This window comes from Crenobacter intestini (assembly GCF_004919095.1).
Lineage (GTDB): Bacteria > Pseudomonadota > Gammaproteobacteria > Burkholderiales > Chromobacteriaceae > Craterilacuibacter > Craterilacuibacter intestini.
The window spans coordinates 1-13,358 of record NZ_STGJ01000001.1 but is presented as its reverse complement, the minus strand read 5'-3'; the positions used below and the strand labels follow the sequence as shown (position 1 = coordinate 13,358).

Here is a 13,358-nt window from a genome sequence, read left to right as displayed (position 1 = left end):
CTGTCCTTGTGGATTGCGTTTACGCGAAGGTGACGCCGGGGCCGGCGGCACCGTCGGCAAGCACCCAGTCGGCGACGCGCGCCTTGTGGTAAGCGGCGTCGCCCCACGCCGATTCGAGCGCCCAGACCCGCTTCATGTAGATCTGCAGGTCACACTCCCAGGTGTAACCGATCGCGCCGTGCACCTGGATGCCGTTGCGCGCGGCGAGCCACGCGGCCTCCCCGCAGGCGAGGCGCGCGTGCGACACGTAGGCGCCGGCGTTGGGGTGGCCGTGTTCGAGCGCGTAGGCGGCGCGGCCCAATACCGGCCTGGCGAACTCGCTCTTGACCGCGACGTCGGCGAGCAGGTGCTTGACCGCCTGGAAGCTGCCAATCGGCTTGCCGAACTGCTTGCGTTGCGCGGTGTAGTCGATCGCAAGGTCAAGGATGCGCTGGGTCAGCCCCAGTTGCTGGCCGGCGATCGCGAGCGCCATGCGGTCGACCAGGCGCTGCCACAAGCCGCGGCCGGCTTCAGCGTCGGCGACGCGGCTGGCGGAGGACGGGTTCCAGCTGACACGGCACAGGCGGCGGGACGGGTCGACGCTCGCCACTGGCGCGATATCGACGTCGGCGCGCGGCAATGCGTGCACCTCGTCCTCGTGCCACAACAACAGCAGGTCGGCGCGGTCGGCGTCGCCCACCAGCGGGCTGAGCGGGTGCCCGACGGCGACCGACAGCCGCCCTTCGCAGAGCGCCGGCAGCCACGCCTGCTGGCGGTTGGCGGCGTCCGGCAATTCGCGGATCAGGCAGGCGGCCGGGTAGCTGGTGGTAAGCAGCGCGTCCGGCACCGCGTAGTAGCCGAATTCCTGCGTGAGCAAGGCCCAGTCGGTATCCGACAGGGCGAGGCCGCCAAACGCCTCGGGCACCGACAAGGCGGTCAGCCCCTGCTCGGCGATCAAGCCCGCGAGCGACGGCGCGACGCCGGATGCGTGTTCCCAGCCTTCGCGCACCACGTCGGGGGTGGCCTCGACCATGAACGCCGCGCGTACCGCGTCGCGGAAACTCTTCTGGTCCTGCGTAAACGTGAAGTCCATCGTGTCCTCCTTAGCGCGGCAGCCCGAGCATGCGCTCGGCGATGATGTTGCGCTGGATCTCGTTGCTGCCGGCGTAGATCGGCCCGGCCTGCGCGAACATGAAGCCTTCCATCCAGCGGCGTGCCTCGGCCGTGTCGAGCTCCGCGTGGCTGCCCAGGATGGCCAGCGCCGCCTCGTGCAACTGCAGGTCAAGCTCGGACCAGAAGATCTTGCTGGTACTGGCCTCGGGGCCGATCTTGCCGCCGGCGGCGAGCAGGCTGACCGTACGGTAGGTTGACAGCGCGTACGCCTCGGTCGCGGCGAGCGCGGCGGCGACGCGCTCGCGCAGCGCCGGGTCGCGCCGTGCCGCCTCGGAGTGCGCGCGGTATAGCGCGGCAAGGCGGCGCGCGGTCGCCTGGTAACGGGCGGGCGACCTGAGCATCAGCCCGCGCTCGAAGCCGGCGGTCGCCATCGCCACCGACCAGCCCTCGCCCTCCTCGCCCAGTCGGTTGTCCACCGGCACGCGCACCTCGTCGAAGAAGATCTCGGCGAACCCGGCCAGCCCGTTGAGCTGGCGGATCGGCCGCACGGTGACCCCGGGCGCATCCAGCGGCACCATCAGGTAGCTCAGCCCGTGGTGGCGCTGCGAGCCTTGTTCGCTGCGGAACAGGCCGAAGATCCAGTCCGCCCAGCGCGCGCGGGTCGACCAGGTCTTCTGGCCGTTGATCACGTAGTGGTCGCCGTCGCGGTAGGCGGTGGTGCGGATCGCCGCCATGTCCGAGCCCGCGCCCGGCTCGCTCCACGCCTGCGCCCACATGTCGTCGCAGCGCGCCATGCGCGGCAGGAAACGTGCCTTCTGCGCGTCGGTGCCGAACTCCATCAGGGTGGGGCCGAGCAGGAAGATGCCGTTCTGGTTGAGCCTGAGCGGCGCGCTGGCCGCGTAGTACTCCTCCTCGAAGATCAGCCACTCGAAGAGGTCGCAGCCGCGCCCGCCGAGCGCCTCGGGCCAGGTGACCATGCCCCAGCCGCTGTCGCCCAGCTTTTGTTCCCAGGCGCGATGCGCCTCGAAGCCTTCCCAGGTGTCGTAGTCCGGCAGATCGCCCGGCACGTTCTCGCGCATCCAGGCGCGCACTTCCTGACGGAATGCCTGCTGCGCGGGGGTATAGTTGAGGTCCATCGCCGTCTCCTCGCCTCAGAATTTCGCTTCGCGCTTCTCGACGAAGGCATCCCGGGTCTTCGCCGAATCCGGGCTCATGTAGGCCTGCAGGGTGAAGCCCTGCTCCCAGCGGTACTTGGCCTCCAGGTCGCCGTCCTCGACGCCGTTGAGCGCCTCCTTGGCGATGCGGATCATCGCCGGGCTCTTGGCGGCGATCTTGCGGGCGACGGCGAGCGCCGTCTCGCGCAGCTCGACACGCGGCACCACGCGCTCGATCGCGTTCAGGCGGAACGCCTCGTCCGCACCGATCATCTCGCCGGTGAAAAACAGGTAGCGCGTCTTCTGCACGCCGAACATCCGCTGCAGGTGCGCCGCGCCGCCCATCGCGCCGCGGTCGACCTCGGGCAGGCCGAAGCTTGCGTCGTCGGCGGCGATCACGATGTCGGCCGCGCCGCAGATGCCGATGCCGCCACCCAGCACGAAGCCGTGCACCGCCGCGATCACCGGCACCCGGTTCCGGTGCACCGCCTTGAAGGTTTCATAGTTGCCGGCGTTGACCGACACGATCAGCGTGTCGTCGGCGGCGAGCTCCTTGATGTCGACCCCCGCGCAGAAGCCGCGCCCCTCGGCACGGATCACGATCACGCGGGTCGCCGCATCGTTGCCCAGCCGCGCGATCTCGGCGGAGAGCGCGTGCCAGCCGGCCGCGGGCAAGGCGTTGACCGGCGGATGGCCGATCACCAGTTCGGCGACGCCGTCGGGGTGCAGGGTGGATTCGAAATAGGCCATGGGGTTTCCTCTGGAAGCGCTCGCAGCACCGGGCACGCCGCCCGGCAATACGGGAATGGTGCAGGGGCGCGCGATAAGGCGCGCCCCCTGAACGGACTAGTGCGCGGCGGTGACGCGCACGGCGGAGGGCTGGGCGAAGCGCGCGAGCAGCGCCTCGGCGTCGCGCGCGATGCCGCCGATCAGCGCGTCGCAGCTGAGTAGCGCGTCGATCGACGCGGCGACCTGGCCGCTGGCGAGCAGGCCCTCGTCGGGCACGCCGTCGACCATCGCGCGCTGAAGCAGCATGGGCTGGCTCGCCGCCATCACCGTCTGGCTGAGGGTGGACGGGTCCTCGCGCAGCGCGCGCATCAGCGTCGCCACCATCTGGCCTGCGCTCATGCCGGTCTCGCTGCTGAAGCGGCGGGCACTTTTCACCGCCAGCCACAGCCGGGCGAACGGCCCTGCGCCTTCCAGGCGCTCGAGCACCGGGTTGCGGATCAGCCGGTGGCGCATGCCGTCGACGGCGAGGCTCACCTCGATGCGCGAGACGTCGTTCACCGCGACGTATTTCGCGAGTGTCGGCGCCGGCACCGGCGAGTCGGTGGTCATCAGGAAGCGCGTGCCCATCGCGATGCCGGCAGCGCCGGCGGCCAGCGCCATCGCCAGGCCCCGCCCGTCGCGGAAGCCGCCGGCGGCGAGCACCGGCACGTCGACCGCGTCGAGCACCTGCGGCAACAGGATGGTGGTCGGCACCGAGCCGGTGTGACCGCCGCCCTCGCCGCCCTGGATGGTCAGCGCGTCCGCCCCCAGTTCGACCGCCTTTAGCGCATGCTTGAGCGCGCCGACGGTCGGGATGCACAGGATGCCCGCGTCCTTCAGGCGGCGGATCTGCGCCTTGTTCGGGCCGCGCCCGTAGCTGACCGCGCGCAGGCCATGACGGATCGCCAGCGTGATGATGTCGTCGGCGTTCGGCTGGAACAGGTGGAAGTTGATGCCGAACGGCGCGTCGCTTGCGGCCTTCACCGCGAGGATGGCCGGCTCGACCTCTTCCGGGCGCAGAGTCGCCGCCGCGAGGAAGCCGAAGCCGCCGGCGTTGCCGGTGGCCGCGACCAGACGCGCATCGGCTACCCAGCCCATCGCGGTCTGGATCACCGGGTAGCGGCAGCCGAGCAGCCGGGTGATTTCGGTATCGAGCACGCCCATCAAGCGCCCTCCCGGTTGGCGCGCGCCATCGCGCGCGCATCAAAGCCGGCGAGCTTGTCGCCCGACACCAGCTCGTTGTGCGCGTGCGCGAAATGGTGCCAGGCGAACGTCGCGTCCATCGACGCGCGCTTGCCCATCAGGTCCTCGGCGTGGTTGATCGCCTGCTTGGTCAGCGCGACGCCCAGGCGCGGCTGCGCGGCGAGCTTCTGCGCGATCTGGCCGACCGTCGCTTCCAGTTCGTCCCGCGGCACCACCTTGTTGACCATGCCCATCTGGTACGCCCGCTCGGCGCCCATCTTCTCGCCCAGCAGCAAAAACTCCTTGGCGATGCGCGGGTTCAATTCGAAGGCGTGCGCGAAATACTCGACACCGGGGATGCCCATGCGCACCACCGGGTCCTGGAAGAAAGCGTCGTCCGAGGCGACGATCAGGTCGCACACCCAGGCGAGCATCAGCCCGCCGGCGACGCAGGCGCCCTGCACCATCGCGACCGTCGGCTTGGGAAGGTCGCGCCAGCGCCGGCACATGCCCAGGTACACCTCCTGTTCGCGCGCGTACAGGAACTCGCCGCCGGGCTTGTTGCTGTGGTCCCACCACATCGACGCGCGCCGCTCGAAGCTGCGGTTGACGTCGCGCCCCGGCGTGCCGATGTCGTGGCCGGCCGAGAAGTGGCGGCCGGCGCCGGCGAGCACGATCGCGCGCACCGCGTCGTCGCCCGCCGCGCGGCCGAAGGCGTCGTCCAGCGCGTACGTCATCTGCGAATTCTGAGCGTTGTTGAAGCCCGGGCGGTTCAGCGTGATCCACGCGACGTTGCCCTTTACCTCGTAGAGCACCGGGCTGTCGGTCTCGTAGACCGCGTCGTCCGGGCGGCTGACAAAGTTCGTGTCGTCCATCTTGGCCTCCTGCGGGCGCTCTTACAGTTCGGCGCGGTTGGCCGGCGGGTTGCCCTTGATCTGCTGCGCGCGCATCTCGTGCGGGTCGAGCCGGCGGATGATCGCCAACTCGTCCGGCGTCGGCGCGCGGGTGACCGGGGTATCGGCAAGGAACTCAAGCGGGAAGCCGGTTGCCCCCGCCACCTGCTCGCGCGTCACGCCCGGGTGCAGCGAGATCACGCGCACCGCATGGTCCGCGCCGCCAAAGTCCATCACGCACAGGTCGGTGACGATGCGGCGCAGGTCGACATAGTCCTGGCGCATTCCCTCGCCCCAGCGCGCCGGGTTGTAGCCGACGCCGGAGACCATGTCGACTTCGCCGGCGACGAACACGCGCGTGCTGTGCGACGGCACCAGCATCGAGCTTGCGTGGTTGATACTGTTGCCCGGCAGGCCGCGCACGCCGAGCATCGCCGCCTTCGGTTTGGCGTAGTCGCCGACTACCGACAGGTTGGTCTGCCCGAAGCGGTCGATCTGGGTCGGGCCGATCATCACGTGGCGGCGTCCGCCCCACACGCACTCGAACACGCGCTCGAAGCCCATATAGCCCGAGTAACGGGGCTCGAAGTCGCCGCGCGGCCCGAGCGGCACCGGCTCCTCGACGAGGAAGGCCTCGCTGTCGGTCATCAACAGTTCCGGCGTGTGGGTGAGCTTGGCGAGGCTCGCGCCCAGGCGCGGGATCACGCCGATGCCGGAGGCGAGGATCTCGCCGTCGCCGCGCCACGCGTCGGACGCGGCTGTGACCATCAGTTCGGCAAGCGTGTAGTCGTAAGGCTGGCTCATCGCGGCCTCCTCAGAAGATCGGGTGGGAAAGTTCGGCGAGCCTGGTAGGAAGGCCGTTTTGCGCGCGGTACGCCGCTTCGCCGCCGTCGATATGGCGGGCGCGGTACGCGGCCCAGCCACCCTCTTCGGCCGCGGCAGCGACGTACGCCTTCATGTGCGCGAGGTCCCAGCCGTAGTCGGGGTTGTTCAGCGTCGGGTGCGCACCGCCCGGGGCGTGCACGACACCGCTGACCAGATAGCGCTCGAACAGGTTGGCGCGCGCTTCTTCTGCACTGAGCGCGAACTTGTCCGTCAGGCGCTCGCAGCTGACCAGGGTGCATTCGGCGGCGCGCGCGAACAGGTGGTCGAAGTAGGCGTCGCGCCCGGTGATCAGCGTATTGCCCCAGCGGTCGGCGTCGTTCACGTGCAAGAGCGCGACGTCGAGCGTCAGCGCGGGCATCGCCAGCAGCACCTCGCCGTCGTCATACGGCGAAGCGACGGTCTTGAGGGCCGGGCACTTCGCCAGTACGTCGCTCGCCAGGCCGCAGCGGGTCGGCAGGTAGGGCAGGCGCATGCCGGCGGCGCGCAGGCCCCACTCGAGCATCCCCTCGTCCAGCTCCATCAGTTCGAGCTCACCCGCCTCGCGCGCCTTGCGGTAGAAGGGCTCGAGCGGGATCGCGTCCATGGTCACGAAGCCGAACACCAGCTTCTTCACCTTGCCGGCCGCGCACAGCATGCCGACTTCGGGGCCGCCGTAGGCAACCACGGTCAGGTCGCGCACGTCGCTGCGGACCAGTTCGCGCACCAGCGCCATCGGCTTGCGGCGCGGACCCCAGCCGCCGATGCCGATCGTCATCCCCGACTCGATCTGCGCGCACGCCTGCGACAGCGTCATTTCCTTGTTCATGGTCTGCCCCTTACTGCTCGTTGAAACCGACGCCGAAATCGTGGCCCCACACGCTGACCTCGGTCGCCTCGAACGCGCTATGCCGCTCCCAGTCGCAGACGAGGCCGCCAAAGCCGTACTCGAGCGCGAACATCGACGGCGTGCGCATGTAAAAGGACGTCATCTTGTCGTTCAGGTGCTGGCCCAGCGTCGCCATCAGCTTGACGCCGTGTTTCGCCCGCCGGTCGTGCGCGCGGCCGACGTCGGTCATGTTCGGCACTTCGAGCATCATGTGCACGCAGCCTTCCGGCGACGGAAAACCGGCCAGCGCCAGGCTGTGGTGACGGCCGTTCGCGCAGTGCAGGAAATGGATAGGGATCGCCGGCGCTGCCGGGTCGGGACGGAAGTTGAAGGTGTCGGACACGCCAAAGCCCAGCACCTTCACGAAGAAGTCGCGCGTGGCATCGAAGTTGACCGCCGGCAGCACGGTGTGGCCCATACCCAGTTCGCCCGTGACGAAGTGCGACACCCCCTGCGGCGACGCGAAGGGCTGCGCATCGAGCTGCGGCCCCCAGAAGAATTCGTGGCGGTTGCCGGAAGGGTCGGTCAACGCGAGTAGCGCGTTGACCTTGCGCGACGCGCACAGCGCTGCGTCCGCCTCGACGAAAGCGCAGGCGGCCGCGTCGAGCCGCGCCTTGAGCGCGGCGTAGGCGGCTTCGCCGGCCAGCTCCCAGCCCGAGGCGAGGTAACGGTCGTCGTCCCCGCGCTCGACCAGGATGCGGTAGGGGCGCTCGTCGACTTTCACAAGCACGCTGCCGTCGTCCCGGCTTTGCGCCATCGCCCCCAATACCTCGTGCGCGTAAGCCACCCAGCGCTCGGGCGAGCGGCATTGCGCGACCACGTAGGCCAGCGCCCTGATCTGGACCATGTTCCACCTCCGTCGTTGACACCCGTGCGGGCGATTGGACGGATTGTGGCGGCGCGGGCAAGGGCGGGCATCGTCCATCCGGACGGCGGCACGGCACCTGCCACAAAAACAAAAAGCCCACCCCGCAGGGTGGGCGAGCGTACGCCGGGCTGTGCGCCTAGCGCTTGTCCCAGGTCACGATCTCGACGCGCTCCTTGAGCTTGGCCGACACCTCGTCCTCGTCGGTGAAGAACTGCTCGTACCATTCGCGCAGCTGGTAGACCGGGCCGTCGCCCTCGGCCAGCACAGGGTTGTTGACGCGGATCTTGTTCTGCCAGATCGCGACGTCCTGGTAGAAGGAGTCGCGGTTCTGCTGGACGTAGCCGCGCGCGGCCTCGAGGTTCTGCTCTGCGGTCCAGTCCGGCTGCTTCTTCACGCGCACGCCGAAACGCAGCTGGAAGCTGGTCTGTGTGATCGGCGTGTTGGCGTTGAGCAGAATGCACTCCATCAGGCGGCCGTCGTAGTTGGCGCGCATGCGCGTCAGGTGCACCGCCGGGCCGTAGTACGCCGACTCGGCGATGAGGTCGCCGCCGAGGCGCTCGGAGTCGCCGTGAAAGACCTGGTGCGCGACATGGCCTTCGAACACGTTGGCGAAATACTTGGTCGGCGCACCGTGTACCGGGCCGAAGTGCTGCGCGTCGACCAGGTTGTCGACCAGTTCGCGCGGGTTGGTCTCGATCAGCAGGGTGTCGAGCATCCAGTCGTCCGACCATTCGTCCGAATCGAGCTCAGGCAGGTGCGGGATGACGATGCCCTCGGCCGGCGCGCGGCCCTCGACGTTGTGCCAGACGAACAAGAGGCCGTTTTCCTCGCAGGTCAGCCACTTGCGGGTCTTGGCCTTGACCGGCACCCGCTTGCAGTACGGGATTTCCTGGCACTTGCCGTCGGCACCGAAGCGCCACTGGTGGAACGGGCAGACCAGCAGGTCGCCTTCGATCGTGCCGTGCGACAGGTCGGCGCCCATGTGCGGGCAGTAGGCGTCGAGCACGTTGATCTTGCCCTGGCTGTCGGCAAACACCGCCAGACGGGTGCCGAAGGCGTCGAGGGTGTGCGGCTTGCCGTCACGGTAGTCGGCGGCGACGCCGATGCAGTGCCAGCCGCGCGCGTAGCGGGTCGGCAACTCGCTCTTGAATACCGGCAGGTCGGGGGCGATGGACAGATTGGTCATCTAGGTTCTCCATGGTCACAGCCGGGGCAGCCCCGGTCATGCAGAAGAACTTAAGGCCGGCAGGGCCGGCCCTTCATACCCCGGACGGACTACCCCACCCCCGCCCGGGGCATTTATTTGACGCAGATCAAAAACGGCAGGGGCGCGCCAACGCGTCGATGCCACCGTCGACCACCAGCAAGCTGCCGTGCACGTAGCTTGCCGCATCCGACAGCAAGAAGCCGATCACCTGCGCGATCTCGGCTGGCTCGGCCCGCCGGCCCAAGGGCGGGATGAACGCGGCGGTCGCCTTGCCGACCACCGGGTCGGCGATGCTCTGCTGCAACAGCGGCGTCTCGACCGCGCCGGGCGCGACCGCATTCAAGCGCACGCCGCGCGCGCCCCAGGCGGCGGCGCGCCGGCGCACGTCGCACACCACCGCGTGCTTGGAGGCAGCGTAGGCAGCGGCGGCATGACCCGTCGCGGCGCACAGCGCGCGCGCCTTCTCTTCGTCACCGGCGAGGAAGGCCTCCCGCAACGGGCTACCCTCCCATTCGCCGTGGGTCGCGGCGACCGAGGCGACCACCACTACCGACTTCATCGTGCCCGCCTCGAGCGCACCCTTGAAGCCGTCGAGCAGTTCGCTGACACCGAAATAATTGACCGAAGCAATCTTTTCCGGCGCGTGGGTCGCGCCCAGCCCGGCGCACAGCACCAGCGCGTCGATGCGCCCGCCGCAACGGGTCAGCGCGCCGTCGATAGCGGCGGCGCGGCCGGCGGCGCTTGAGAGGTCGACGCACACTTCGGCGCCGGCGACGTCGACGCCGACGACCTGGTGTCCGGCCTCGCGCAGCATGGCCGCGGTGGCCGCGCCGATGCCGGACGCACTGCCTGTAATGACGATTGAAGCCATGGTTTACTCCCTATCTGGTTAGAGCCCTGCAGGTAACCCGATTCTCAGGCGCACCCGCGTGCGCGACACCCTCCGAACGGACGATGAGGTGCATGGCATATGCACAGACACTCGTGCGATGATGGGCCGGCAGCGACCGGCCGGCAACCGCCTAGCTGGAGGAGACCGCACCATGAGCGCCAACGCCCCCTATTCCCGCCTGATGTCGCCGCTTTCGATCGGCAGCCTGAAGCTTAAGAACCGCATCATCCTCGCGCCGATGGGCGACAACATGGCCGAGACCGACGGCAGCTGCACCGAACGCATCCAGGCCTATTACGAGGCCCGCGCCGCCGGCGGCGCCGGCCTGCTGATCATGGGGGTGGTCTCGGTCGCCTTCCCCGCCGGCACCGCCGAGCCTTTCCAGAGCGGCTTGTCGGATGACCGCTTCATCCCCGGCATGGCGGCCATCGCGCGGCGCGTGCATGCGGCCGGCGGCAAGATCGCCGTGCAGTTGCAACACGCAGGCAAGACGGCGATCCGCGACCTGGTCGACGGGCGTGAACTGTGGGTGCCGTCGCTGCCCACGCCCAAGCAAAGCGACATGATGGCGACGCTGACGCCCGAGGAGCGCGCCGGCTTCATCTCAAACCAGATCCGCAGCGCGCCGAAGATCCGCGTGATGGACAAAGCCGACATCGCGCAGATGGTCGAGTGGTTCGCCGCCGCCGCCTGGCGTGCCAAACAGGCCGGCTTTGACGGCGTCGAGTTGCACTGTGCGCACACCTATATCATCGCGGGCTTCCTGTCCGCGCACAGCAACCACCGCGATGACGAATACGGCGGCCCGCTCGAAAACCGCGCACGGCTGATGGTCGAGGTGATCCGCGCGGTCAAGGCGCGCTGCGGGGCGGACTATCCGGTATGGGTGCGCCTGGACGGCGAGGAGATCGATTTCGAAGGCGGTATCACCCCGAACGACGCGGTCGCCGCCGCGCGCCTGGCCGAGGCGGCTGGCGCCGACGCGATCCATGTGTCCGCTTACGCGTCGGCGCACCGCAGCATCAACTTCACGCGCGCACCCTTGGTGCACGCGCAGGGCGGGCTGTTGCCGCTGGCAGAGCGGGTCAAACAGGCCGTCAGCGTGCCGGTGATCGGCGTCGGCCGCGTCGAAGCGGAAGAGGCCGACGCGGTGATCGGCCGCGGCGCGATCGACGCGATCGCGATGGGCCGCAAGCTGTTGGCCGACCCGGAGTTACCCAACAAGCTCGCCCAGGGCCGCGCCTCCGAAGTCCGCCCTTGCATCTATTGCTACACCTGCGTGAGCCAGATCTTCGTCAACCAGAGCGTCAAGTGCGCCGCCAACCCCTCGTGCGGGCGCGAAAGCGAAGAGGCGCAAGGCCCGGCCGACGCCCAGCGCCATGTGGTGGTGGTCGGCGGCGGGCCGGCCGGCATGGAAGCCTCGCGTACCGCCGCGCTGCGTGGCCACCGGGTGACGCTGGTCGAGAAATCAGCCCGTCTGGGCGGTACGCTGTTCTTCGCCTCGCTCGCCTACCCGGAAAACGGCCGTCTGCTCGACTACCTGGCAGCCGAGATGCGCCGCCTGCCAATCGATGTGAAGCTGTCGACCGAGGCGACCCCAGCGCTATTGAAGGAGCTGGCACCCGACCTGGTGCTGGTCGCCAGCGGCGCGCGCCGTGACGGCGCCGCCATCGAAGGCGCCGACCAAAACCATGTGTTCAGCGGCGACGAACTACGCGCACTGTTAACCGGCGACGGCGCCGAAGACGTCGCCCGCAAGAAGCTCAGCCTTGCGCAGCGCGCGCTGATGAAGGCAGGCAACCTGTCGGGCGTCACCGGTAGCGGCGCTGCCCTGCAAAAGCTCAGCCATGTCTGGATGCCGCTGGGCGAAACGGTCGCGATCGTTGGCGGCGGACTGGTCGGGCTGGAACTTGCCGAATTCCTGGTCGCGCGCAAACGCAAGGTGACGGTGATCGAAGAGAGCAGCTCGCTGGGGCGCGAACTGTCCATCGTCCGCCGCTGGCATGTACTGGGCGAGCTTGGCAAGCATCAAGTCACGCTGCTGCGCGACACCCGCGTCCGGCTGATCGACGGCAAGACGCTGGTGTGCGAGGGTGCAGACGGCGAGACGCGCGTACGCGCCGACTCGGTGGTACTCGCCAGCGGCGCGCGCGGCGACGACAGCGTGGCGCGTTCGCTCGAAAGTGCGGGCTTCAGGGTCGCGCTGATCGGCGACGCGGCGGGCCTTGGCTACATCGAAGGCGCCCTCGCGGCAGGCAGGCGGGCGGGCCTTGCCGCATAAACTAGTTGTTTGTCATTTCCCTTTGCGGTACAAGGGTAAAAAATCGGGCCGCTCCCATGAGGGCGGCCCTGTCCAAAAGGGGATAGCCATGCCATACCTCCGTACCTGCGTGCTCCTGCTCGCCGCATCCGGTGCCGCCCACGCGGCCGACCTCAACGTGCTGTCTTTCGGCGGCGCCAACAAGGCGGCGCAGGAAATCGCCTACTACCAGCCCTTCCACCGCGCAAGCGGCGTCGGCGTCTACGCCGACGACTACAACGGCCACTACTACCGCGAGATCGTCGCCGGCCGCAACACGGCACCCGGCGGCCGCTGGGACGTGGTTGAGGTGTCCGCGCCGGAGTTGGCGCGCGGCTGCGCCGAGGGTCGCTTCGAGAAGCTCGACTGGGCGGCGATCGCGCCGCGCGAGGCCTTCCTGACCGGTGCCACCAGCGAATGCGGCGCCGGCATTTTCACCTGGTCGGCGGTGCTCGCGTACAACCAGAAGATGCTCGCCAAGGCCCCACAAGGCTGGGCCGACTTCTGGGATACTCGCCGTTTTGCCGGCAAGCGCGCGATGAACCGCAGCGCGCGCTACACGCTGGAGGCGGCGCTATTGGCCGACGGCGTGCCGGCGGCCGAAATCTACCCGACGCTGTCGACCGAGGCCGGCGTCAAGCGTGCGCTGAGGAAGCTCGACGCGTTGCGCCCGCATATCGTGTGGTGGGAGTCGCCGGCGCAACCGGCGCAGATGCTCGCCCACGAGCAGGTGTCGATGGCGCTTGGCTTCAGCGGGCGCATCACGCGCGCCGCCCGCGACTGGCCGCAACTGAAGGTCAGCTGGCCGGGTAATATCAACAACGTCAACTACTGGGCGGTCCCCAAGGGCGGCAACACCGCGCTGGCGACGAGTTTTATCGCGTTCGCGAGCCAGCCGGAAAACCAGGCGACCTACTCGCGCTATATCGACTACGGCCCGACCCGCAAGGAAGCCATCGCCATGCTGCCCGCCGAGCTTGCCCAGCGCCTGCCCGGCAGCGACGCCAACCGCCAGGGCGCGCTGCAACTGGACAGCGCGTTCTGGGCAGCCAACGGCAAGTCACTCGAGGCACGCTTCGAGCGCTGGCTCTCCACCGGCAAGGACTGACCCGCAGCGCCGAGACGCTGCAAAGCACAAAGGCCACGGCGAATGCCGCGGCCTTTCCATTTGATCTGGCGCTGCCTTAGGCGTGCTCGGCGCCCTTGACCAGGTCTTCGACCACCTTCTTCGCGTCGCCGAACACCATCATGGT

Annotated in this window: 12 protein-coding genes; 2 read left to right on the top strand and 10 right to left on the bottom strand. The window is 68.9% G+C overall.

What is annotated here, in order from left to right; all coding sequences use genetic code 11:
* Positions 1-19 precede the first annotated feature (19 nt).
* The 10 genes from E5K04_RS00060 to E5K04_RS00015 all read right to left on the bottom strand — a co-directional run bounded on the left by E5K04_RS00060 (position 20) and on the right by E5K04_RS00015 (position 9,785).
* Positions 20-1,072 (bottom strand): acyl-CoA dehydrogenase family protein, encoded by a 1,053-nt coding sequence (locus E5K04_RS00060; protein WP_136550858.1) that lies wholly within the window; start codon positions 1,070-1,072, stop codon positions 20-22.
* 10 nt (positions 1,073-1,082) lie between these two features.
* The gene (locus E5K04_RS00055) at positions 1,083-2,228 is read right to left on the bottom strand and encodes an acyl-CoA dehydrogenase family protein (RefSeq protein WP_136550857.1); all 1,146 of its coding nucleotides are present in this window, start codon (positions 2,226-2,228) and stop codon (positions 1,083-1,085) included.
* 15 nt (positions 2,229-2,243) lie between these two features.
* Positions 2,244-2,996 carry an enoyl-CoA hydratase family protein gene (locus E5K04_RS00050; RefSeq protein ID WP_136550856.1) on the bottom strand — a complete coding sequence of 251 codons (753 nt, stop codon included), beginning with the start codon at positions 2,994-2,996 and terminating at the stop codon, positions 2,244-2,246.
* A gap of 96 nt (positions 2,997-3,092) precedes the next feature.
* The gene (locus tag E5K04_RS00045) at positions 3,093-4,178 is read right to left on the bottom strand and encodes an NAD(P)H-dependent flavin oxidoreductase (RefSeq protein ID WP_136550855.1); all 1,086 of its coding nucleotides are present in this window, start codon (positions 4,176-4,178) and stop codon (positions 3,093-3,095) included.
* Positions 4,178-5,071 (bottom strand): enoyl-CoA hydratase, encoded by an 894-nt coding sequence (locus E5K04_RS00040; RefSeq protein WP_136550854.1) that lies wholly within the window; start codon positions 5,069-5,071, stop codon positions 4,178-4,180. The genes E5K04_RS00045 and E5K04_RS00040 overlap by 1 nt, the downstream gene beginning before the upstream one ends.
* Positions 5,072-5,092: 21 nt before the next feature.
* A complete protein-coding gene (locus tag E5K04_RS00035) occupies positions 5,093-5,893 on the bottom strand; it encodes a CoA-transferase subunit beta (RefSeq protein WP_136550853.1) in 801 nt (266 codons plus the stop codon).
* Positions 5,894-5,903: 10 nt separating this feature from the next.
* The gene (locus tag E5K04_RS00030) at positions 5,904-6,779 is read right to left on the bottom strand and encodes a CoA transferase subunit A (protein WP_136550852.1); all 876 of its coding nucleotides are present in this window, start codon (positions 6,777-6,779) and stop codon (positions 5,904-5,906) included.
* A 10-nt stretch (positions 6,780-6,789) separates the two neighbouring features.
* Complete coding sequence (locus E5K04_RS00025; protein ID WP_136550851.1) at positions 6,790-7,686, bottom strand: VOC family protein; 897 nt, start codon at positions 7,684-7,686, stop codon at positions 6,790-6,792.
* 157 nt (positions 7,687-7,843) lie between these two features.
* Positions 7,844-8,893, bottom strand: coding sequence for a Rieske 2Fe-2S domain-containing protein (locus tag E5K04_RS00020; protein WP_136550850.1), 1,050 nt, complete (start codon positions 8,891-8,893; stop codon positions 7,844-7,846).
* Between the two features lie 127 nt (positions 8,894-9,020).
* Positions 9,021-9,785 carry an SDR family oxidoreductase gene (locus E5K04_RS00015; protein WP_136550849.1) on the bottom strand — a complete coding sequence of 255 codons (765 nt, stop codon included), beginning with the start codon at positions 9,783-9,785 and terminating at the stop codon, positions 9,021-9,023.
* A gap of 172 nt (positions 9,786-9,957) precedes the next feature.
* Between E5K04_RS00015 and E5K04_RS00010 the strand changes: the two genes are divergently transcribed.
* Together E5K04_RS00010 and E5K04_RS00005 are read left to right on the top strand one after the other, a co-directional pair.
* Entirely contained in the window at positions 9,958-12,087 is a 2,130-nt protein-coding gene (locus tag E5K04_RS00010; RefSeq protein WP_136550848.1) for an oxidoreductase, read from the top strand.
* Positions 12,088-12,175: 88 nt separating this feature from the next.
* A complete protein-coding gene (locus E5K04_RS00005; protein ID WP_136550847.1) occupies positions 12,176-13,213 on the top strand; it encodes an ABC transporter substrate-binding protein in 1,038 nt (345 codons plus the stop codon).
* Positions 13,214-13,358: the final 145 nt, after the last annotated feature.

Excerpts from the sequence above, each read along its gene's own strand:
- E5K04_RS00015 (WP_136550849.1), bottom strand. The coding sequence starts at position 9,785 with ATGGCTTCAATCGTCATTACAGGCAGTGCGTCCGGCATCGGCGCGGCC.
- E5K04_RS00025 (WP_136550851.1), bottom strand. The coding sequence starts at position 7,686 with ATGGTCCAGATCAGGGCGCTGGCCTACGTGGTCGCGCAATGCCGCTCG.
- E5K04_RS00020 (WP_136550850.1), bottom strand. The coding sequence starts at position 8,893 with ATGACCAATCTGTCCATCGCCCCCGACCTGCCGGTATTCAAGAGCGAG.
- E5K04_RS00010 (WP_136550848.1), top strand. The coding sequence starts at position 9,958 with ATGAGCGCCAACGCCCCCTATTCCCGCCTGATGTCGCCGCTTTCGATC.
- E5K04_RS00055 (WP_136550857.1), bottom strand. The coding sequence starts at position 2,228 with ATGGACCTCAACTATACCCCCGCGCAGCAGGCATTCCGTCAGGAAGTG.
- E5K04_RS00035 (WP_136550853.1), bottom strand. The coding sequence starts at position 5,893 with ATGAGCCAGCCTTACGACTACACGCTTGCCGAACTGATGGTCACAGCC.
- E5K04_RS00045 (WP_136550855.1), bottom strand. The coding sequence starts at position 4,178 with ATGGGCGTGCTCGATACCGAAATCACCCGGCTGCTCGGCTGCCGCTAC.
- E5K04_RS00060 (WP_136550858.1), bottom strand. The coding sequence starts at position 1,072 with ATGGACTTCACGTTTACGCAGGACCAGAAGAGTTTCCGCGACGCGGTA.
- E5K04_RS00030 (WP_136550852.1), bottom strand. The coding sequence starts at position 6,779 with ATGAACAAGGAAATGACGCTGTCGCAGGCGTGCGCGCAGATCGAGTCG.
- E5K04_RS00050 (WP_136550856.1), bottom strand. The coding sequence starts at position 2,996 with ATGGCCTATTTCGAATCCACCCTGCACCCCGACGGCGTCGCCGAACTG.
- E5K04_RS00040 (WP_136550854.1), bottom strand. The coding sequence starts at position 5,071 with ATGGACGACACGAACTTTGTCAGCCGCCCGGACGACGCGGTCTACGAG.
- E5K04_RS00005 (WP_136550847.1), top strand. The coding sequence starts at position 12,176 with ATGCCATACCTCCGTACCTGCGTGCTCCTGCTCGCCGCATCCGGTGCC.